The sequence below is a fragment of the Samsonia erythrinae genome, assembly GCF_004342665.1.
Taxonomy (GTDB): domain Bacteria; phylum Pseudomonadota; class Gammaproteobacteria; order Enterobacterales; family Enterobacteriaceae; genus Samsonia; species Samsonia erythrinae.
Window position 1 is genome coordinate 88,301 of sequence record NZ_SMBY01000002.1, and the last position, 21,191, is coordinate 109,491.

Annotated in this window: 19 protein-coding genes; 8 read left to right on the forward strand and 11 right to left on the reverse strand. The window is 54.7% G+C overall.

The window, feature by feature from the left end; genetic code table 11:
• Positions 1-189: 189 nt before the first annotated feature.
• The 3 genes from EDC54_RS04820 (at position 190) to EDC54_RS04830 (ending at position 3,506) form a co-directional block, all read left to right on the forward strand.
• Positions 190-927: a 1-acylglycerol-3-phosphate O-acyltransferase gene (locus tag EDC54_RS04820; RefSeq protein WP_132453832.1), complete on the forward strand. Its 738-nt coding sequence runs from the start codon at positions 190-192 to the stop codon at positions 925-927.
• 90 nt (positions 928-1,017) lie between these two features.
• A complete protein-coding gene (gene ftsP, locus EDC54_RS04825) occupies positions 1,018-2,433 on the forward strand; it encodes a cell division protein FtsP (RefSeq protein WP_132453834.1) in 1,416 nt (471 codons plus the stop codon).
• A 335-nt stretch (positions 2,434-2,768) separates the two neighbouring features.
• Positions 2,769-3,506, forward strand: a complete 738-nt coding sequence (locus tag EDC54_RS04830; RefSeq protein WP_132453836.1) for a GntR family transcriptional regulator — start codon at positions 2,769-2,771, stop codon at positions 3,504-3,506.
• 36 nt (positions 3,507-3,542) lie between these two features.
• On the opposite strand, the gene dkgA is transcribed toward EDC54_RS04830, so the two are convergent.
• Complete coding sequence (gene dkgA / locus EDC54_RS04835; protein WP_132453838.1) at positions 3,543-4,370, reverse strand: 2,5-didehydrogluconate reductase DkgA; 828 nt, start codon at positions 4,368-4,370, stop codon at positions 3,543-3,545.
• Between the two features lie 178 nt (positions 4,371-4,548).
• Positions 4,549-5,130 carry a CGNR zinc finger domain-containing protein gene (locus EDC54_RS04840; RefSeq protein WP_132453840.1) on the reverse strand — a complete coding sequence of 194 codons (582 nt, stop codon included), beginning with the start codon at positions 5,128-5,130 and terminating at the stop codon, positions 4,549-4,551.
• Positions 5,131-5,223: 93 nt separating this feature from the next.
• Here EDC54_RS04840 and EDC54_RS04845 point away from each other — a divergent pair, with 93 nt between their 5' ends.
• A complete protein-coding gene (locus EDC54_RS04845) occupies positions 5,224-6,150 on the forward strand; it encodes an alpha/beta fold hydrolase (RefSeq protein ID WP_132453842.1) in 927 nt (308 codons plus the stop codon).
• 107 nt (positions 6,151-6,257) lie between these two features.
• Here EDC54_RS04845 and yqhD read toward each other — a convergent pair whose 3' ends face one another.
• Together yqhD and EDC54_RS04855 are read right to left on the reverse strand one after the other, a co-directional pair.
• Positions 6,258-7,421 (reverse strand): alcohol dehydrogenase, encoded by a 1,164-nt coding sequence (gene yqhD / locus EDC54_RS04850; RefSeq protein ID WP_132453844.1) that lies wholly within the window; start codon positions 7,419-7,421, stop codon positions 6,258-6,260.
• A 3-nt stretch (positions 7,422-7,424) separates the two neighbouring features.
• Positions 7,425-8,165: an NADPH-dependent oxidoreductase gene (locus EDC54_RS04855; RefSeq protein WP_132453846.1), complete on the reverse strand. Its 741-nt coding sequence runs from the start codon at positions 8,163-8,165 to the stop codon at positions 7,425-7,427.
• Positions 8,166-8,369: 204 nt separating this feature from the next.
• Between EDC54_RS04855 and EDC54_RS04860 the strand changes: the two genes are divergently transcribed.
• Complete coding sequence (locus EDC54_RS04860; protein WP_132453848.1) at positions 8,370-9,344, forward strand: AraC family transcriptional regulator; 975 nt, start codon at positions 8,370-8,372, stop codon at positions 9,342-9,344.
• Between the two features lie 31 nt (positions 9,345-9,375).
• Here EDC54_RS04860 and EDC54_RS04865 read toward each other — a convergent pair whose 3' ends face one another.
• On the reverse strand, positions 9,376-10,035 hold the full coding sequence (locus EDC54_RS04865) for a DedA family protein (protein ID WP_132453850.1): 660 nt from the start codon (positions 10,033-10,035) through the stop codon (positions 9,376-9,378).
• A 256-nt stretch (positions 10,036-10,291) separates the two neighbouring features.
• Complete coding sequence (gene metC / locus EDC54_RS04870) at positions 10,292-11,515, reverse strand: cystathionine beta-lyase (RefSeq protein ID WP_132453852.1); 1,224 nt, start codon at positions 11,513-11,515, stop codon at positions 10,292-10,294.
• A 505-nt stretch (positions 11,516-12,020) separates the two neighbouring features.
• On the opposite strand from metC, the gene exbB reads away from it, so the two are divergent.
• Together exbB and exbD are read left to right on the forward strand one after the other, a co-directional pair.
• Complete coding sequence (exbB, locus tag EDC54_RS04875) at positions 12,021-13,046, forward strand: tol-pal system-associated acyl-CoA thioesterase (RefSeq protein ID WP_132453854.1); 1,026 nt, start codon at positions 12,021-12,023, stop codon at positions 13,044-13,046.
• Between the two features lie 3 nt (positions 13,047-13,049).
• Positions 13,050-13,475 (forward strand): TonB system transport protein ExbD, encoded by a 426-nt coding sequence (gene exbD / locus EDC54_RS04880; RefSeq protein WP_132453856.1) that lies wholly within the window; start codon positions 13,050-13,052, stop codon positions 13,473-13,475.
• 107 nt (positions 13,476-13,582) lie between these two features.
• On the opposite strand, the gene EDC54_RS04885 is transcribed toward exbD, so the two are convergent.
• The 5 genes from EDC54_RS04885 to EDC54_RS04905 form a co-directional block, all read right to left on the reverse strand.
• A complete protein-coding gene (locus EDC54_RS04885) occupies positions 13,583-14,602 on the reverse strand; it encodes a substrate-binding domain-containing protein (protein WP_132453858.1) in 1,020 nt (339 codons plus the stop codon).
• 30 nt (positions 14,603-14,632) lie between these two features.
• Positions 14,633-16,042, reverse strand: coding sequence for a glycoside hydrolase family 32 protein (locus EDC54_RS04890; RefSeq protein ID WP_132453860.1), 1,410 nt, complete (start codon positions 16,040-16,042; stop codon positions 14,633-14,635).
• Entirely contained in the window at positions 16,042-17,412 is a 1,371-nt protein-coding gene (locus EDC54_RS04895; protein WP_132453862.1) for a sucrose-specific PTS transporter subunit IIBC, read from the reverse strand. The genes EDC54_RS04890 and EDC54_RS04895 overlap by 1 nt, the downstream gene beginning before the upstream one ends.
• A gap of 79 nt (positions 17,413-17,491) precedes the next feature.
• Positions 17,492-19,039: a carbohydrate porin gene (locus tag EDC54_RS04900; RefSeq protein WP_132453864.1), complete on the reverse strand. Its 1,548-nt coding sequence runs from the start codon at positions 19,037-19,039 to the stop codon at positions 17,492-17,494.
• Between the two features lie 187 nt (positions 19,040-19,226).
• Entirely contained in the window at positions 19,227-20,162 is a 936-nt protein-coding gene (locus EDC54_RS04905; RefSeq protein ID WP_132453866.1) for an aminoimidazole riboside kinase, read from the reverse strand.
• 282 nt (positions 20,163-20,444) lie between these two features.
• Between EDC54_RS04905 and EDC54_RS04910 the strand changes: the two genes are divergently transcribed.
• Entirely contained in the window at positions 20,445-21,173 is a 729-nt protein-coding gene (locus tag EDC54_RS04910) for a bactofilin family protein (protein WP_230514468.1), read from the forward strand.
• Positions 21,174-21,191 lie beyond the last annotated feature (18 nt).

Sequence of the window (21,191 nt, forward strand, 5' to 3'; positions counted from 1 at the left end):
TGAGGGAGAAACTCAGGGGGCAGGCTATCTGCCTCTTGCATAGTCTGTTCAGCCTGATATTGAAACAATCAACGTCAGGTATCATGCCGCCTTTCTTTGCTATCTCGCTACCGTATCGGAAATTGAATCACCGTGTATTTTAGTGTGAAATCGCTATACTAGCCGCGGCTGTTGGCTAATGAGGTTGTTATGTTATTCATTTTGCGTTTTCTGATCGTCGTTATATTTTCGATTCTGATTTGCCTATTTGGCTTCGTTTACTGCCTGTTCAGCCCGAGAAACCCCCGCCATGTGGCGACTTTCGGCCATCTTTTTGGACGTTTATCCGTCGTGTTCGGCCTGAAGGTCGAAGTGCGGGTTCCAAAGGAAGCGGCGCATTACGGCAACTGCATTTATATTGCGAATCACCAAAACAATTACGATATGGTCACGGCATCCAATGTGGTACAGCCGCGCACCGTAACCGTGGGCAAGAAGAGCCTGCTGTGGATACCGTTCTTTGGGCCACTGTATTGGCTGACGGGCAATCTGCTGATTGACCGCGAAAATCGCACCAAAGCGCACGGCACCATCGCTCAGGTGGTCAAACACATTAAAGAGCGCAATACCTCTATCTGGATGTTTCCTGAAGGCACGCGTAGCCGTGGGCGCGGTTTGTTGCCATTTAAAACCGGCGCCTTTCACGCCGCGATTAGCGCAGAAGTACCCATCGTGCCGATTTGCGTTTCAACGACCAGCAATAAGGTCAAGCTGAACCGCTGGAATAACGGACTCGTGATCGTCGAGATGTTGCCGCCGATTGATACCCACGCGTACACCAAAGAACAGGTGCGTGAACTGGCGGCCCATTGCCATGATGTTATGGCGGCGAAGCTGGCGGAACTGGATGCTGAAGTCGCAGCGCGTGAAGCCGCAGAAAAAAAATAAGCTTATGCAGTCTTCCTGTTGATTAACGCTTCCAGATGCCAAATCGGACGTTAAACTTTGTTTACGGTTTAGTGGATTTACGGAGTCATTATGTCACTCAGTCGACGCCGGTTTATTCAGGCATCGAGCCTTGCGGTGTGTGCGGGGATGATGCCGCTGGCGGTGAAAGCCAACGGCGGTTCCACTGCCTTGCCGATACCGCCGTTACTGGAATCGCGCCGGGGCCAGCCGCTGTTTCTGACCATGCAGCGCACCCACTGGGTGTTTTCCGGCACGCGTAAGGCCTCCATCTGGGGGATCAACGGCCATTATCTGGGGCCGACGGTGCGAGTGTATGATGGCGACGACGTGAAGCTGATTTACAGCAATCGTCTGAATGAGCCTGTCTCGATGACGATCGGCGGGTTGCAGGTGCCCGGGCCGCTAATGGGGGGCGCTTCCCGCATGATTTCGCCGGGAACCGACTGGTCGCCGGTCTTGCCGGTTCGTCAGCCGTCGGCGACCTGCTGGTATCACGCGAATACGCCAAACCGCATGGCGCCGCATATCTATAACGGATTAGCGGGGCTCTGGCTGGTGGAAGATAGCATCAGCAAATCCCTGCCGCTTCCCAATCACTACGGCGTCGATGATTTCCCGTTGATTATTCAGGACAAACGGCTGGATAACTTCGGTCTGCCGCTCTATAACCCGCCCGCTAACGGTGGGTTCGTCGGGGATTCTCTGTTAGTGAACGGGGTGCAGAATCCTTTTGTCGATGTTTCCCGCGGCTGGGTGCGGTTGAGGCTACTGAATGCCTCTAACTCGCGTCGTTACGTTATGCGCATGAGCGACAGTCGCGCCATGCATGTGATCGCCAGCGATCAGGGGCTGTTGCCGGCGCCGGTCGCGGTCAGTGAGCTTTCTCTGGCGCCCGGTGAGCGCCGCGAAATTCTGGTCGATATGTCGCAAGGGGAAGAGGTCACGCTGACGGCGGGTGAATCTGCCGGAATTATGGATCGTCTGCGTGGGTTGTTTGAACCGTCCAGCATCCTGATTTCCAGCCAGATCTTAACGCTCAGGCCCACAGGGTTGCTGCCGCTGGTGACAGATAACCTGCCGATGCGCCTGTTGGCGGATAATATCCTTGAGGGCAGTATCAGCCGCACGCGCGAATTCCGTCTGGGAGACAGTCTGCCGGGCATCAATGGTGCGATGTGGGATATGACGCGCGCCGACGTACAAACGCAGACTGGCCGCTGCGAGCGCTGGATCGTCCATGCCGACACGCCGCAGGCTTTCCATATTCAGGGGGTAAAATTCCTGATCCGCAGCGTGAATGGCGGCCCGGCGGCGGCGGAGGACCGCGGCTGGAAAGATACGGTCTGGGTGGACAGCGATGTGGAACTGCTGGTTTATTTTATGCAGCCTTCCTCGCTGGCGTTCCCCTTCTTGTATTACAGCCAGACGCTGGAATTGGCCGATCGCGGTTCAACCGGACAGTTAGTGGTTCAGCCCTCCCTGTGAATTTCCGCCGTTTACCCCGTCTGACGGGTTGCAATCCTGTCAGATGGCGGGGTTTTCGATACCCGAGCGCGGCTTAAAGGCGATCGGATGCGATCCAGATAAGCCAGGATCCAAAATGCCGGGCTTTGCGAACGATAGCTTGTGTATGAATGTTGCTATGATTAGGGGCAGAATTGCATTCTGAGCCGCGCGTCGTGGCGACGCTGACGGGCGATAGGGACACGTTTTATTACAACAATGTCGGCGTCCGGGCGTTTTTTTTCGTACTGAAATCAGGTTCACTTTAGTTTTATCCGTGTGCAGTCAGAGCGCTGCGCGATGAAGAAGGTTGCACTATGCGAGAACTACTGCTTTGGGTTAGGGATAAGCTTACCGAAACGTCGTCAGCACCTCGCTATATGCAACTCGCGTCATTGTTTGAGTCTGAAATCAACCGTCGTAAGGCGCTTGCAGGGCAGTTTTTACCTGCGGAACGGTTGATCGCACAGCAGTTAGGGTTATCGCGAGTAACGGTATCCCGATCGCTGTCCCTGCTGGAAGATAAAGGATTGATCGTCCGCAAACAGGGCGTGGGAACGCGGGTCGCGCAGCGCCTGAATTATGCGCTGAGTGCCGAGGACGAAGGATTCACGGCGCTGGTGCTAAAACAGGGCGGCGTGGCGGGCAGTCTCTGGCTGGAGAGAACGATAGGGGCTCCGCCCTTCGCTGTCGCCAGAGAAATGGCGCTGCCGGAAGGGGAGAGCGTCACCTATCTGCGTCGTGTCCGGCTAAGCAATGGCGAACCGGTTTCGATGGAAGCGACCTGGATCCCGCGAACATTCCTCCCTGACCCGAAGATGCTGGAGCAATCGCTCTATCAATATTGGGTGGCGCGTGGGATCAGGCCGGATAAAAAACGCTATCGGTTTAAGGCGATTGCCTGTACGGCGGAGGTCGCCGCGCATCTTGACGTGGAGGTGGGCGCGCCGGTGCTCTATTGCCAATTGCAAGTCTATAACGAGCAGGGGGAACTGCTGGAATACAGCGAAGCGCACTGTCGCAGCGATGTGTACGAGATTCAGTTCGCCGATTAGGACGGTGCCAGCACGCCTTGTGCTGGCAAACGCGAGTTAGCCGTTTCGTGGTTCGTCGGGATCTGGCCCCAGACGCTTGCCGCAGTCCAGTTTGGCGATCTCACCCAGTTCGTCTTTATCCAGACGGAAGTCAAACACCTCGAAGTTTTCCTTGATACGTGAAGGCGTGACGGATTTAGGGATCACCACCAGCCCGCTGTCCAGATGCCAGCGGATAACGATCTGCGCCGGTGTTTTGTCGTATTTGGTCGCCAGCTTACGAATCGTCGGATGGTCGAAGATGCCTTCACCACCTTGTGCCAGCGGGCTCCAGGATTCGGTCTGGATGCGGTGTGTGGCGTTCCAGGCGTGAAGCTGTCTTTGCTGGAGAAGGGGATGCAATTCAACCTGGTTGATAACCGGCAACACACCCGTTTCTTCTTTTAGCCGTTGTAAATGAGGGATATGGAAATTGCTCACGCCGATACTCTTCACCAGCCCTTGTTTCTGAAGCTTGATAAGCCCGCGCCAGGCGTCCACAAAGGTATTTTGCTGTGGTAACGGCCAGTGAATCAGGTACAGATCGACATAATCCAACTGAAGTTTACGCAGGCTCTCTTCCAGTGCCTTTTGGGGAGCGGTGTGATTGTCGTTCCAGAGCTTCGTGGTGATGAACACCTCATCGCGTGGCAGGTTAGCTGAACGCAGCGCCTGACCGACGGCCTCTTCGTTTTTATAGATCGCCGCGGTATCAATCGCCCGGTAACCAATGGATAGCGCTTCAGTCACGGCGGTCACCGTCTCTTCACGATTGGCTTGCCAGACACCTAGGCCCAGCTGCGGCATGATATTGCCATCTGCCAGCTTAAGTTTCGGTTGCGTCATGTCACTCTCCTTTTATATCCGTTAATCCATAATTTATCATGGCGTTATCGGCATTCGGCGGCCTGTTCATCGCTTAATCGCCGGAATTCGTGATCCCCGGCCGAAGCAGGCACATTGTTTCAGTCTAGTAGAAAAATTCGTCCGTCATGCGCCGCTTCATGATAAAAAGCGCCGAAACTTATCCGGCTTCGTGTTTGCGTGAACGAAACGCCGCGACTTTCATCCTGTTACCGCAAAGCGCCATACTGCACCAGCGTCGGCGGTGAGACTTTGTGGTATCCAGAAACATCAGCGTGCAGTCATGCGCTTCACACTGGCGGACATATTTTAGCTCATCGCCTGACAGCAGACGTGCAAGCGACGCCGCTATCGGCTCAAGCAGGCTGTCAACGCTATTGTCCCTTCTGTCTTCGATCAGTTGGAAGCTTGCCTGCCGATCATCCCATTTCAGATATTTTACTGGCCGACCTTTATCAAGTAGTTGATTCACCCGATCCGGACAGCAGGGGGAGCCTGTCCGACCTGAATTTAGCATCTGGATTGCCGCCTCCCTCAAGGCTCTGGCCTGGCTGGCGAGGCCGGAGGGGATCTCTGCGAAATGCTCAGGGAGCTGTCCGGCTGACTTAAGCCAGAAGACAACGCTTTTATCATCGACCAGAAAATCATGATATTCGTCACCGGTGCCATAAGCACTATTAATGAAATCCAGCGCAAGATGATTTGCAATAAAGTGGGGGGCAGGCGTATGTGATGCAGACATTTATGTAACCCTTAAAAAATAATTGACAGGTTACATGAAAAATTAGTAACCTTCAATTTTTCATTTTAATGGTTACAAAGACGAGAGGTATCTATGCGTTGCAACCAAACTGTTACGTCTGTAACACCGATCCGCTATCGGTATGAGCAGGTCGGGCTGGTGAATATTTTCTATCGTGAAGCGGGCGACCCCTCGCATCCTTGCGTTCTGCTGCTACATGGATTCGCGGCCTCGTCATATATGTTCCGTGATCTTATTCCCGCTCTGGCGGCGCAATACCACGTTATTGCGCCAGATTTGCCGTCATTCGGGTTTACTGAATCGCCGGCCAGAGGCGAATATGCTTACACGTTTGATAACATTGCCAAAACGATGAATCAGTTCACGGAGCAACTGAAGCTTGAGCGCTACGCGATAATGGTGCATGACTACGGTGCGCCTGTTGGCTGGCGACTGGCGACAGAACATCCTGACCGCATTACGGCCATCATCTCTCAGAACGGTAATGCCTATGAGGAAGGTCTGGCGCAGGGCTGGGCTGACATCAGAAAGTACTGGGCATCGCCCACGCCAGAAAACCGGGCTGCGCTGCGGGAATTCCCAACGCCGGCCTCCGTCAAATGGCAGTATCTGGAAGGTGTCCCCGATCCCAGTCTGGTTTCTCCGGATGGCTATACGCTTGAAGGTTTACAGGTGTCGCGCCCGGGAAATGCCGACATCCAGCTGGATCTGGTGCTTGATTATGCCTCTAACGTGCATAACTATCCCAAATTCCAGGCCTATTTCCGTGAGAAACAGCCGCCGCTCCTTGCCGTCTGGGGAAAAAACGATCCGTATTTTCTGCCTGCCGGCGCTGAGGCCTGGAAGCGAGATATCCCTGATGCCGATATCCGCTTTTATGATACCGGGCACTTTGCACTGGAAACGCATGGTCAGGAGATAATTCCGGTGATACGGGCATTTCTGGACGAGAACGTCACGGGCTCTGGCGCCAGAGCGAGTCGCCGTGGGGAGCGATAAACGTTGGTGTGGGCATGGTCACCTAACCTTAACCTGGGCAGGATCGGGTTTAGCGCCCATTCAGACCACAGCCTGTCCGCAGACAGGCTGTGGCATCGATGAATTGACTAGCGCGCCGCCTCGTAAATCTTTTGGCTTTCTTCCAGTGTAATGTCGCGATGTTCGCCCAGCGCGGTCAAACCATGCTCGCCGAGCTTGGCGACCAGCGCCGGAATGGAGCTGCCGTCCAGCTGATAGTCAGACAGGCGGGTCGGTACGCCCATTTTCTCAAAGAAGTCACGCGTGGCGGCAATCGCGCCGTCGATGCGTTGCTCTTCGCTTCCGTCACGTAAATCCCATACGCGGTCAGCATATTGCAGCAGTTTGGCGCGCTTCTGCGCTTTCCTTGCCGCCAGCATCGCAGGCAGGACGATCGCCAGCGTTTGAGCATGGTCGAGACCGTGCATTGCCGTTAACTCGTGCCCCAGCATATGGGTTGACCAATCCTGCGGTACGCCTGCACCAATCAGGCCATTCAGCGCCATCGTCGCGCTCCACATAACATTGGCCCGGACGTCGTAGTTTTCCGGCTCGGCCAGCGCGCGGGGGCCTTCTTCAATCAGCGTTAACAGCAGCCCTTCAGAGAAACGATCCTGTACTTTGGCATTGACAGGATAGGTCAGATACTGTTCCACCGTATGGACAAAGGCATCCACCACACCATTCGCAATTTGGCGAGCGGGCAGCGTGTAGGTCACCACGGGGTCGAGCACGGCGAAACGCGGCTGCGTATGTGGTGAGTGGAAGGGCAGTTTATCGTTGGTTGATTGACGAGTGATGACCCCGCCGTTATTTGATTCCGAGCCGGTCGCCGGCAGGGTGAGCACGGCGGCGAGCGCGATGGCGCGATCGATATTCGCCCCGCCGGTTTGCAGAATATGCCATGGATCCTGTGCGGCCTGATAATCTGCGGCGGCCGCGATAAATTTAGTGCCGTCCACGACGGAACCGCCGCCCACCGCCAATAGGAAATCAATTTTTTCCGCCCGAACGATATCGACGGCTTTCATCAGCGTTTCATAAGACGGGTTTGGCTCAATACCGGAAAATTCACGCACGTTGCGGCCTTCCAGTGCGCGATAGACCTGATCCAGCACGCCATTACGCTTCACGCTACCGCCGCCGTAAGTAATCAGGATACGGGCGTCGGCAGGAATTTCTTTGCCTAATTCAGCAATCTGATTTTTGCCAAACAAAATCTTGGTCGGGGTATGAAGTGTGAAATTTAGCATTGTTTATTGATCCAGTTTAAAGCCCTGCTGGAGGATCGCAGGCAGGACATTAGGGAAGTAGATGTGTTGATAATAACTGGCGGTGTTGTCGCCCCAGTTATCGCCGTCCGCGCGTCCCGTCTTTTTCCAGTGGGCGACCAACGTCTCGTTGTATTGTGCGATCCCGGCGGGCAACACATCCTGATGATAGGTTTCATCATGGCGAAATGTATTCAGCGGCAGGCGCGGTTTCTGGTGCGCAGGTGTGTCCACATAGCCGATAACAACACCAGCGACAGGGAACGTCAGCGCGGGGAGTTGCAGGAGATCGATCATCGCCGTGGGATCGCGGCGGATGCCGCCAATCGGCACGATGCCCAGTCCGAACGAACGGGCGGCCGCCATCAGCGAGCCGAGGGCGATGCCGACATCTGTGCTGCCGGAGATCAGGCTTTCCAGGCTTTCATGCGCATGCTGCTGTTTGCCGCTCATGGCAATCCCAACCTGCGTTTTATGCATGTCCAGCACCACGGTGATGAACACAGGGGCCTTAGCAATCCACGGCTGGCCTCCGGCCAGTTCGGCAATACGCGCCCGGCGTTCCGGGTCGCGGGTGACGACGAGCGAAACCTGCTGCGAGTTCACCGACGTGGGCGCCAGATGCGCGGACTGAATAATGGCGTCTAGTACGTCATCGGGAATCGGTTTATCAAGATAGCTACGTTCACTGCGGTGTGAGCTGAACAGTTCAATAGTGTTATTCATTTTTTTCCCCTACTAACGCGAGTGTCTGTCCAGTATTGTCGTCAAGCCGTGGAAAGCGTTCAATGCACATTTCTACTCGCTTGTTGCCTATTTCTACAAAATTCAAGAGGAACGCGTGATAAAAATGGCGTTGTGTGTCATTTTGTTTCCCCTGCCGGGAGAGAGGCTCCGGGCAGGAAAAAAGAACCGTAGCGAGAGAACACCATGTCGACGGAAAGCCAACGCGAGGGGCTGGTACAGCAGCCAGAAGTACAGAAACAGAGAGTACGGCAACATACCGTGCAGCAGCGCATTGTGCAGCAGGCAATACGCTATGCGACCCAAAATGGCCTCATGCCGTTACCCGTGCCGAACGTCAGGATCATTTACACGCAACAGCACCATCCTCGTGTGCCAGTGATGTATGACCCGACGATTGTCATCATTTTTCAGGGGCAAAAAATTGGCTATCTGGGCGGAAAAACATTTCAGTATGACCCGGAAAACTACCTGTTGATGACGGTGCCGTTGCCCTTTGAATGCGAAACGATAGCCTGCGCGGAGCAACCGCTGGTAGGGATAGCGCTCCGTATCGACATCCAGATGCTTCAGGATTTACTGCTCGACATCGGTGATGACGACAGCGTCATCCGTCCCTGCTCCGACACCTGCGGCGTGAGCAGTGCGCCGCTGACCGATGAGATTCTGTGTGCCGTAGAACGGCTGCTGGAGGCGATGAACAACCCGCGTGATGCCCGAGTTCTGGGTCCGTCGATTGTACGAGAGATTGTCTACCATATGCTCTGTGGCGAACGTGGTGCGGCATTACAGGCGCTGGTCAATCGTCACACTCACTTCAGCCGGATCGCAAAGGCCTTGCGGCATATTGAAAATCATTATGCCGAAAGCCTGAGCGTGGAGCAGTTGGCAAATGAAGTGAATATGAGCGTCTCCGCGTTTCACCAAAACTTCAAAGCGGTCACCAACACATCACCGCTTCAGTACCTGAAATCTTATCGGTTACATAAATCGCGTCTGATGATGTTAAACGATGGTCTGCGAGCCGGTGTCGCGGCCTCCCGCGTAGGGTATGAAAGCGTGTCGCAGTTCAGTCGGGAATTTAAGCGCTACTTTGGCGCGCCGCCCGGCGATGAGATCGCGAGATTAAAGGCCACTAATACGGTCGTTGAAGGGCGCTGAACGCCGCAGGGTATTGTGCTGGGGCGGCTTGTCAGACGGCGGCCCGTTTTTTACGCCACACCATAAAGGCCATGCCGATTAAGCCGCTGACCAGCAAAATGAAGGGGAGCACGATCAGTGCGGTCATCACCTGATCTTCATAGCGCTTAACCAGTGGAATATGGCTGAGCGCGTAACCAAGCGTGACAATGCCGCCAACCCACAATAACCCGCTGAGCCAGTTGAATATCTGAAAACGTGTATTGTTCAGCCCGGAAATGCCCGCCATGGTGGGAAGCAGGGTGCGGATAAACGCTAAGAATCGGCCAATCAGCAGTGCCGTCAGACCGTGGCGATGAAACAGGTGGTAGGCACGCTGATGGTAGTGCGCCGGAAGTTGTAACAACCAACCTTTTACCAGCCGGGTATCGCTTAACCAACGCCCTTGAAGATAGCTGAGCCAACAGCCGAGGCTGGCGGCGACGGTGAGCAACAACATTGTGGGGAAAAAGCTCATCACGCCTTTGGCAATCATGGCGCCAGTGAGCAACAGCAGGCTATCGCCGGGCAGGAACGAGGCAGGCAACAGACCATTCTCCAGAAACAGCGTTGTGAACAGAATGCCGTAAATCACCCAAATGACGTGGGGATCGGCCAGTGCACTAAAATCCTGCTGCCAGAGCGCCTGAATAATATCGTGAACCACATTCATATTACTTCCTGCCAGTGATGATATTCACTTTCTCTCAGGTTACGTGATGGCGAAATCCGGCTACCTGAAATCTATTGCCTATCAAGCCCTAAAATCGATACGGGGCAAAATGCCCTGCGATAAAAAAAGACGGCAGGGCTTAATGCTGAATTCTGGTTAAGGTCACGCCGTTATAGGGTAGCGTCGACTCGGCGCTATCATAACGCATTACCCATTCTACCGCAGGGGAAATCAGACGGCTGTGGCTATATCGCCGTCACATTTCTTGTATTGCGTTCTCCTGTGGCTGGCCGGAGCCTAATCTTTCGAAGCCCGCAGCCAGATCGTCGATCAGATCGTCTATGTCTTCAAGTCCAATATGTAAGCGAACAAGCGTACCGGTAAAATCCACGCCGCTAACGGGGCGAATGGCTGCCAGCTCTTCAGGTTGATTGGCCAGGATCAGGGATTCAAACCCTCCCCAGGAATATGCCATTTTGAAGTGCGCAAAATGATCCAGATAGTATGCCAGCGTCTCTTTGCTTAATTTCTCTTTCAGTACGAATGAGAACAAACCGCTACAGCCGTTAAAATCACGCAAATAGTATTCATGTCCTTTGCACCCCGGTAACGCGGGGTGATTGACGACGGCGACTTCCGGTCGCTCCGCCAGCCATTGCGCAATACGGATACTGCTTTCCTGATGATGTTTAAGCCTGATGCCCAACGTGCGCAGGCCGCGGCTGGCGACATAGGCGGTATCGGCATCCACCATTTGCCCCATCAGATAAGAATGCTCGCGCAGTTGCGCCCAGCAGCGCGCATTGGCAACCGCCGTTCCCAGCATGGCGTCAGAATGACCGACGATATACTTTGTGCCGGACTGGATGGAGATATCGATGTCGAAATCAAGCGCTTTGAAGAGCAGGCCCGCAGCCCAGGTATTATCAATCATGATAACGATCTCAGGATTGATATGACGCACGGCTTTTACGATTGCCGGTACATCCTGTACTTCCATGGTAATGGAACCCGGCGATTCGAGGAAAACGACTTTGGTATTTGGCTGGATCAGACTGGCGATACCAGAACCAATCAGTGGGTCGAAGTAGGTCGTGCTGACGTTCAGCTTGCTGAGAACGTTATTACAGAAATCCTGCGTGGGCTCGTAGGCCGAACCGGTGACCAGCACGTGGTCGCCGGCCGCGACGAAAGAGAGGATCGCGTTAGAGATCGCCGCCGCGCCGCAGGGGTACAAGACGCAGCCCGCGCCGCCTTCCAGTTCGACCATCGCTTCCTGAAGGGAAAAATGTGTCAGCGTACCGCGGCGGCCATAGAACAACGCGCCTTTGGTGCGGTTAATGGTGGCGTGCTTTTTTTCCTGTACGGTATCGAATACCAGAGAGGACGCGCGCTGGATAATAGGGTTTACCGAGCCGTGGGTGAATTTTTTACTGCGTCCTGCGGCGACGAGCGCGGTTGCCATTTTTTTGCTTGCCATAACCACTACCTCCTTTTTCTGTTAATCCCGCGGGATCGCGCAATGTGCAACGAGCTCCGACAGCGGTAGCGTGCGGGGCGTTATTCGATTGATGTTATCTACGTTATCACGGCTTTGGCTATGTGTGGGCGGGTTTTGTTATTACAGGGGAATTCCCCCACGGTAACGGCATTTCCAGGACATCGCTCTGCTGCGGGGGAGGCATCGATGAAAATATTTCAGGCAAAAAGCGTAACGCATGCGTCATATCTCTGGCGCACATCACTGTCGCATTGAGGCGAGCAGGCGCTGTTATTCTTTGTCTGCGTGTTTTTTCGCTTTTCTTATTCATGTGCGTTGTAAGTACCACGAAGAACGCTGCCATAACGCAAGAAAAGTGCATTATCTGATGTAAATAATAATGAGAACGACTATCAATTCGTTCAGGGTTTGGTATGATTTCACGCTGATTTATTGCGTCATGATACCCATGGGTATCGTATTGAATGAATGGTGGAGGCACAGCGTGAATACGGCTGTCAGTAAAACAACTCATCAGGTGTCATTGGCCTGGCAAAAAAAACGCGGCGCGCTCAGCGCATTTTCCCGTAGCGTAGCGATCATCCTGCTCTGTACTGCGGGACTAAGTGGAAATGCGTTCGCAGCGCCGGCAACGGTGCCATTATCGACAGAGAATGCGACGCCAGCCTCTCAGCCTGATGCAGCCCCGGCAATGCCTTCTGCGCAGGCAGCCCCGGTGACGACCGTCGCACAATCCCCGACGTCCGCGCTCTCGCTGCCGAGTAGCGCGGCCGCGGGCACCAGTAATCTGATGAAAACCGATTTGTCCGTATGGGGAATGTACCAGCACGCCGATGCCGTGGTGAAAACGGTGATGATCGGTCTGCTGTTGGCATCCGTGGTGACCTGGGCGATCTTCTTTAGTAAAAGCGTTGGGATCGCCAGTGCGAAGCGTCGTCTGCGCCAAGAGTATCTGGCGCTGGAGCAGGCGAAAACGCTGGATGACGCGCAGGTAACGGCAGAGGGGTTCAGGTCGGGCAGCGTAGCGCAGCAATTGTTGGCGGATGCGCAAAACGAGCTGGAACTTTCGGCACGTTCAGATGACAACAACGGCATTAAGGAGCGTACCGCGTTCCGGCTTGAACGTCGCGTGGCGGCGACCGGACGCGATATGGGGCGTGGTAACGGCTATCTGGCGACGGTTGGGGCGGTTGCGCCGTTCGTCGGGCTATTCGGTACGGTGTGGGGCATCATGAATAGCTTCATCGGTATTGCGCAGACGCAAACGACCAACCTGGCGGTGGTCGCACCGGGGATCGCAGAAGCGCTGTTGGCGACGGCGATTGGTCTGGTTGCCGCGATCCCTGCGGTCGTTATCTATAACATCTTCGCACGCTGGATTGCCGGTTACAAAGCCATGGTTGGCGATGTGGCGGCACAGGTTCTGCTACTGCAAAGCCGTGACCTCGATGTTGCTGCCAGCAACGATAACCGGGTGTCTTCAGCCGCGCAAAAACTGCGGGCGGGTTAAATCATGGCGATGCATTTGAAAGAGGACGTGAGTGGTGACGGTGAAATGCACGACATCAACGTCACGCCGTTCATTGACGTCATGCTGGTGCTGCTGATCATCTTCATGGTGGCGGCTCCGCTGGCAACGGTAGATATCCGAGTCGACCTGCCAGCCTCATCGGCGGTGCCGCAGCCGCGCCCTGAAAAGCCGCTTTATCTGACGGTGAAAGCGGATAAGCAGATGTTCCTGGGGGAAGAGGCGGTCAGCGAGCAGACGCTGGCGCAGGTGTTGGATGCGCAAACCAATGCGAACAAAGAAACGACCATCTTTTTCCAGGCGGATAAGCGCGTAGATTATGAAACCATCATGAGTGTGATGGATTCGCTGCGTAAAGCCGGCTACCTCAAGGTGGGTCTGGTGGGTGCGGAATCCGCTGCGGCTAAGTAACGCCTGCGATAGAAATGTGAGAACGCCGGGATGAGCAGCGTTATCGTCTGCTCAAACCGCGTTCTTTTTTTATGTCTAGACGAAGGCGGAAGGCACCTTGCGACGCCTTACTCGCGTGAATCAGGATGACGCCAGTGAATGCGCGTAGGGATATAGCGCCTGTTTTCATTAAGCGGTTGCTGTGCAATCAGGCTTGTCACCATCTCAAAGCTGTTGCGCGCCAGACTCTCTGAGTCCTGCGCGACGGTATCGATCTTGAGCGGCAGGCAATCAAACAGATAGTGATCGTCAAAGCAGCATAGTCGGATATCGCTTTCCATCAGGTTATGCTGATTCATGTAACGCAGTACCCCTTCCATCAGACCACATGCGGCAACAAACAACGCTTTTGGCGGACGGCCCAGCGTTGCGCACAGTTGGGCAAACATTTCATAGCCCGCGCTGGAGTGGTAACTGCCGTGAATAATCCATTCCGGCTGGCATTCAATGCCTGCGCGCGTCAACCCAAGCTGGAAACCTTCCAAACGATGGCGGGTAGGGGAGATGCGCGGCTGACCGCCAAGAAAATAGAACTCATCACGGTGCTGACGGGCAATGCGTTCGACCATTTCCGCGGTGGATTCCACCGCTTCGGAAATGACCATTGGCAGTGTGGAATCTCCAATCACCCGATCAAATTGTACGACGGGCAATTGCTGATTAATCTTCTGGTACTCGGTGTCGCTCAACAGGCTGGAGGCGACAATCAGGCCATCAACCTGGCGCTGGACCAGACTGTTGACGGCCATCATTTCCTGACTGGCGTTTTCGTCCGTGCAGGCGATGAGCAACTGTAGCCCGGCTTCGCGGCACAGCATTTCCAGCTCGCGGGAAATCATCGCAAAGCCGTAGTTGGTCATCTCCGGTACGACCAGCCCCAATGTATTGCTGCGCGTTGAGCGCAGAGAGCGCGCGTGAATGCTGGGTTGATACCGCTGTTCATGAGCGATAGCAAGAACGCGATCGCGGGTTTCATCAGAAACGCGGTACTCTTTGCTACGACCATTGAGCACCAGGCTGGCCGTCGATTTTGAAACGCCGGCCAGCGCGGCGATGTCACTGATTGTTATGCGTTTAGTCGGTTTCACCGCGAGGTCTGCTATTAGAAAAAAGGGAGGTTATTCTATCACGCACGACGCTAACAGCCAGTGTTGTAGTGTTAACAGGCCGGAACCGCTGAACGTCATCGTCGCTTCACCTTCAGGGAAATAACGTGAGGATATCACCGCTTCGCCATCGTTGATGAAAACCTCAATGCTGGAACGATCGCACAGGATCTGTAGCTGGCGCAGATTACCGCGCCAGTAGCGGTGTTCGGGCTCGCCGGTGCGTCGATTGCGTCGGCTCATCGTCACGCGTTCACCGTCCCAGCACAGGAGTAGCTGTGAGGCGAGCGTGAGTTGGAATTCGCCCTGTACGTCGATGAGCACTTCTGCGCTCTGAACGGGTAGCGAGGGGGCGTAATTAGCTGCGCCATGCCAGGTGTAATGATCTCTGCGCAGCTGTTGCAGTTCGTGGGCGGGACGTTGATAAACGCGATCGTTATGCAGCGTGAGCTCACGCGGGCAGGTCATGATATGGATCCAGCCGTGGTCGATCGTGGGTTCAAAGAATTCATTCTCATCCGGAATGGACATCCAGCCGAACAAGAGACGTCGCCCATCTTCACTTAACGTGGTTTGCGGCGCATAAAACTCGAAGCCGAGATCCAGCTCATGGAACCCCTGATGCGAGTAAGCGCCGCTTTCATAGTGCAGCGAGCCCACCAGATAGCCGGCCTGAAAGGTGTTCAGGTAGCGTTCTTCCTCGGCGGGCACGCCCTGAGGACAGCAAATCAGGATTTCTTTGCCATCCAGTGGGAACAGGTCCGGGCATTCCCACATGTAGCCGAAATCACCAAGGCCGCCTAAACGGGAACCGGCGATCTCGCCGATCTTCTCCCACGCCAGCAGGTCGGCGGAACCATAGAGCAGCACCTTTCCCTGACGATCGAGATCCTGCGCGCCAAGCACCATATACCAGCGATCGTCGTGGCGCCATACCTTGGGATCACGAACATGGCCGGTGTAGCCCGCCGGGAGCGTCAGAACCGGCCCCAGTTTATCGTATTCGCCGTGGGTGTTCTCACGGGCGATACACTGAAATGCCGTGCGTGAGCCGTCGTCATATTTAACGTTGCCGGTGTAGATCAGGGTGATTGCACCCTGATCGACCACGGCGGAGCCAGAGTAGCAGCCGTGGGTTTCATAGCTTTCACTTGGCACCAGCGCGACCGGCTCATGTTTCCAATTCACCAGATCGGTCGAACTCCAGTGCCCCCAGAATTTCGCGCCGTGGGCACAGGAGAAAGGATTCCACTGATAAAACAGATGGTAACGCCCGTTGTGATGGATAAACCCGTTCGGATCGTTGAGCAGACCAACGCACGGAGACAGATGCCAGTCCGGGCGGTAAGGATCTTCCTGTTTCCGGGCGTAGCCAGACATCAGGGCATGCGCCATGCGTTTTAATAAGTGGACTTCCTTCATTATTCGCTATCCGTTTTATATTTCAGCAGTAAAGAAATGGCAAAGGCAGCGCCGAATGCGATCAACATGCCCACCAGATAGTTAAGTATGGAACCTGCCTGCACAATGGCCAGACCGGGGAAGCCCGTCAGCCCGACAGCCGTCATATTGACGTGATTGAAAACCACCCAGGCGCCGCCGAGCGCGCCACCCGCCAGTGCCGCCAGAAACGGTTTGATGAAGCGCAGGTTGATACCAAATATTGCCGCTTCCGTGATCCCCAGCAGACAGGAGAGCCCGGCAGGAACGGCGATCGCACGGATTTTGGCATCGCGCGTTTTGAAGTAAACCGCCAGACACGCGCCGCCCTGCGCTACGTTCGCCATCGCCCATATTGGCAACAGGAAGTTGACGCCGATAGCGGGGTTGCCAAGCAGGCCGGCTTCAATGGCGTGGAAGCTGTGGTGGACGCCGGTAATAACGATGGCGGAGTAGAGGCCGCCGAACAACAAACCCGCCAGCCAGCCTGCATGCGTAATCAATGTACTGAGGACCAAAGAAATGCCGTCGCCTAACATGCGGCCTGCGGGGCCGATGATTAGCAGCGCGACAAACCCGGAAATGATCACGGTCAGGAAAGGCGTAACGATGATATCCAACGCATCCGGTACGACTTTACGCAGGCGTTTTTCGACGATACTCATAAACCAGACGGCCAGCAGAACCGGAAATACGGTGCCCTGATAGCCGATCATGGCGATCTCCAGCCCAAAGAAATGCATGGTCTGGAACCCCCCGGCGACCCCCCAGGCGTTCGTCAGCGCCGGGTGAGTCAGAATACCGCCGAGCGTCGCCCCCAGATACGGGTTGCCGCCGAACTCCCGCGCGGCGGTAAAACCGATCAGGACGGGCAGAATAATAAAGGCAGCGGAGCTGAACATATCCAGCATGACGAAAATCGCGCTGCTGGCGTCGACCCAGCCGTAGGTCTTGATCATGCCGAGCAACCCCATCAACAGCCCGGAAGCGATAATGGCTGGCATGATAGGAACGAAGATATTTGACAGCAGACGCGCCAGCCGTTGCAGCGGGTTCAGTTTTTTCGCGGCGATGGATGCCGCTTCTGATTTGGTCGATTCGCTGATTCCGGCGACTTTAATGAATTCGGCGTAAACTTTATTCACCAGTCCGGTGCCGAAAATGATCTGCATTTGTCCGGCGTTCTGGAAGCAGCCTTTGACGCCAGCAACGTCTTCGATCGCTTTCTTGTCTGCCAGACTGTCGTCATTCAGCACCAAACGCAGGCGAGTGGCGCAGTGGGCCGCACTGACGATATTGTCTTTCCCGCCGAGCAGGGGGATGAGCGCGGCAGCGGTAGCATTGATATCCATGTTATTCCTCTTTATTTAATCGGATATACTTTTGTGCAGCGTCGATCACAGCGTAATCGACGCGCGGGCTAACCAATAATCAGAACCAGGTTTCCATCTGGATGCCGAAATTCCATTCGCCGCCTGCCTTAAAGCCGGTGGAGCCGAATGTATCTTCACTGGAGTAGTTGTCCAGCCGTTTATCCCAGTCCATGTAGCTGGCGAAGACGCGCAGTTCAGGACGACTGAAGAAGTTGCCGATATCGCCGACCTTGAACGTGGGCGCGAAGGTCAGCTTATAGAAACCGCCGCTGACTTTGTTCAGCCTGCCCATATTCGAGGTGGTGTAACCTTTCGGATCGAGGTCCATGTATTGATAGCTACCTTCATAGGCCAGCGCAAAGTTTTCGGTGATTTCCTGAATCAGGCGCGCATTAAAGGTGATCCAATTGTAGCTATCGCCTTTGACGTAACGGTCTGAACTGGTTTGCGCCAGAATGGATGGCGCGAAGCTCCAGGTTTTGTTTAGCGCGGTGGTGCCGTAGGTGGCAAAACGCCAGGTGTTGGCGTCGTTAGTCAGGTTGCCGTCGGAACCAACGTTCTTCACTTCTCCCCCCAGACCATGGCCGTAGAGGATGGCGGTTTTTGACGTTCCTTCGCGTAAGCCGTAGAAGCTGTCGCCGTGGTAGGCCACCATCGCGTGATAGCCTTTATCGCCGGCATGGATGTTCGTCACGTCCGCGCTGGTGTTCGGGCGGGCTTCGTTATCCTTTGCCTTCATCCCGCTCAGCATAAACTGGAACGGCCCGACGTAGTTGTTGGCGGTAAGGACGTAGTTTTTGATGTCTTCATTGATGGTGCTGTTAGAACCGTCCGGCGATCCGAAACTACGGCCATACAGCGAAAAGTTACTCTTGGCGTCATCAGACCATTTTACGTCATAGATCCCGCCGCCGGTGCCCGCTAGGAAGATGACGTCGCTATCCAGCCAGTGAATATCGAAATTATCGCGATCGAAACGTTTACCCGCCCACAGCGTGGTGTCTTTGAAAATGCCGCTGAAGCTCGGCAGGGAGCCCAGTTCGACGAAGGCTTCACGGATGTTCAGGTCGCTGCTGGCCGCAGTCCAGTCGTTATAGCTGCGCTGGCCGTCCGCCATCATGACTTTGAAGCGGGTGGTGGCGCCGTTGTCCAGCTTTTGTTTATGTTCCAGTTTCAGCTCAAGGTAGGTCTCGTCTTCGTTGCCCAGACGACCGATGTGTCCGCCTGTCTGACCGGCGGGCGACATGCCGGGGCCGATGTCGGTTTTCGAACTGGTGGTGGAATCATTGATTGACAGGCCCGAACGAGCATAACCGTGGAATTCGAACCCGTCAGTAAAGGATTTCTGTTTGGCCAATGCCGTCGTTTGCTGTTCCACCTGCTGGGTTTTCTGTTCGGTTTGCGTGGTGCGGGCGGCGAGCCGCCGGGTCTCTTTTTCCGAGGCTTCGGCTCTGGCTTCGGCCGCCTGAGCGCGAGCTTCCGCCTGTTGCAGGCGCAGCTCCATCGCATTCAGACGGGCTTCAAGACTGTCGGTACTGGCGGCGGAAGCATAAAACGGTGAGGAGAGTAACAATCCTATTGTCACAGCAAGGGCGCTTATTTTCATTTTTTCATTCTCGTCTGGAGGAGCTGTATTTTTATTGGTTTTTGATCTGTTTAGCTAAATTGCTAAACCGGTTTTTCAAGAGGAAAATAAAAGCGCGCAGGTGGGTTAGCAAGAAATTTTACTCGCCCGATTCTGTAACTGTGATCCTGACTACAAAACCGGGTGATGGAGATGCAACGTAGGGGAACTAGCCCTTGCGCTGGGACAAGGTATTTAATTGCCGTATGTAAGGGAGGGCCGTCATTGCGCCTTTTGCCGTCGTGGCCAGCGCGCCGCATTGCTGTGCCTGTTCGATGATCGGAGCCCAGGTCTGCGGCTGCGACAAATCATCATATTCCGCCAGACCGCATAACAGGCCGGCGACGAAGGCGTCCCCCGCACCGGTGGTATCGATGGGGGTAACTGACGGCGCGGTGAAGTGCTGGAGTTGGTGACGATCGTGCAACCAGACCCCTTCGCCGCCCAGCGTCACCAGCAACAGCCGGGTTGGGTAGCGAGCCATGAACTGCTGAATACTTTCTTCAACGTCAGCACCTGAACAGAGGAAAGCCAGCTCTTCGCGCGATAGCTTCACGACATCGGCCATCATCAGCGCCTGCGTCAGGTTGTCACGCAGCGCTTGTTCACTTTGCCAGAGGTCGTCGCGGATGTTGGGATCGAAGCTGACCCATCCCTGCGCGGCTTTCACCTGCCGCATCGCTGCCAATGCCGTACTGCGCGAAGGCTCCTGCGAAAGCGCGATGGAGCAGAAGTGCAGCCATTCCCCCCGCTTGAACGTCGGCAGGTCTTCCGGCTGTAAAAACAGATCGGCGCTGGGGCGCACCATAAACGTGAAGGAACGCTCGCCTGTTTCATCAAGGTTCACCACCACGGTGGATGTGCGATGGTGGCTGTCGAACACCATGTGGCGGGTATCGACATTTTCCTGCTTCAGTACTTTTTTCAGAAAGTGGCCAAAGACATCATCCCCTACGCGCCCGATAAACGCGCTGTTTCCCCCGAGTCTGGCAATGCCGACCGCGACGTTGGCTGGCGCACCGCCGGGACATTTCAGATAGCGTTCGGTATCTTCCGGGATGAGATCGACGACGGCGTCGCCCATGACCCAAATTTTATTTGCCATATCACATTACTCTTATCACAGTATTTAGACTATTAGCTAACATAGAAGAATCGGTTTAGCTAGGCAATACCCTTCATCAAAGAGAGGCTTTTACCGCACAAAAACATACATTTTTTCCCCAGTTTCGCGAAATTTCATGCGATGGTCATCACGCTGCCGCAGCGATCGAACTAAATAAAAAGGTCTACCATCCGATATCTATAGGCGCGGTCGCATTAAGCCGTACCTAGGACAAACTGGAGAAGGATATGTGCTATCTCACCTTTTTTCGGGTTTACCCCCGTGCGTAATTACAACCTGCTTTGGGGCGTATGGGCGATATGGGCTTTATTGGTTATCGTTTGGCTACTGGATGTGTATTACGACTTCCCCCTACGACATTATGGTCTGGTCGTCGTTGCCGTATCCGGCGTAAGTGCCGCGCTCGCATTTTTCTATACAGTGAAAAGGAAGAACACGATGTTTTCATTTGATAAAAATAAGAAAGGCGTGAAGAAACCGCAAGGGCGCAGTGACATAAACAGCTCCTCCGACATCAGCCCGTCGAATGAGTTGATTAATTCAGTGAACCCTGTGCGTGTGAAAAAAGACACGTTCATTTCTCAGGGGGCGCGTATGGCGGGCTCTCTGGCGGTGGATGGCAACATTACCGTGGAAGGTCAGGTCGAAGGGGATATACAGTGCGATGACACGATTAAGGTTGAGCACACCGGCCAGATAAACGGCGAAATGAAATCGCAGCAGATCATCATCAATGGTCGTGTGGAAGGTCGCGTGGTTGCCAGCGTCGTGGCTATTCTGGCGCAGGGAAAAGTCTTCGGGGATATCTTCTCGGACGAACTCTCCATCGAAAAAGGCGGGATCTTTACCGGTCAATCTCACCCGTTGACTCCGCCAGCGCAAGGGCAGGAAATGCTAAGCTACGTGGAAAAGAAAAAAGCGAAGGTGGGTAACGCCCTCAACGCGCAGGAGAAGCCCGTGACGTTAGCGAGCAGCGCGTCGACGGCGTAAGGTCAGGCGTATTCGGGT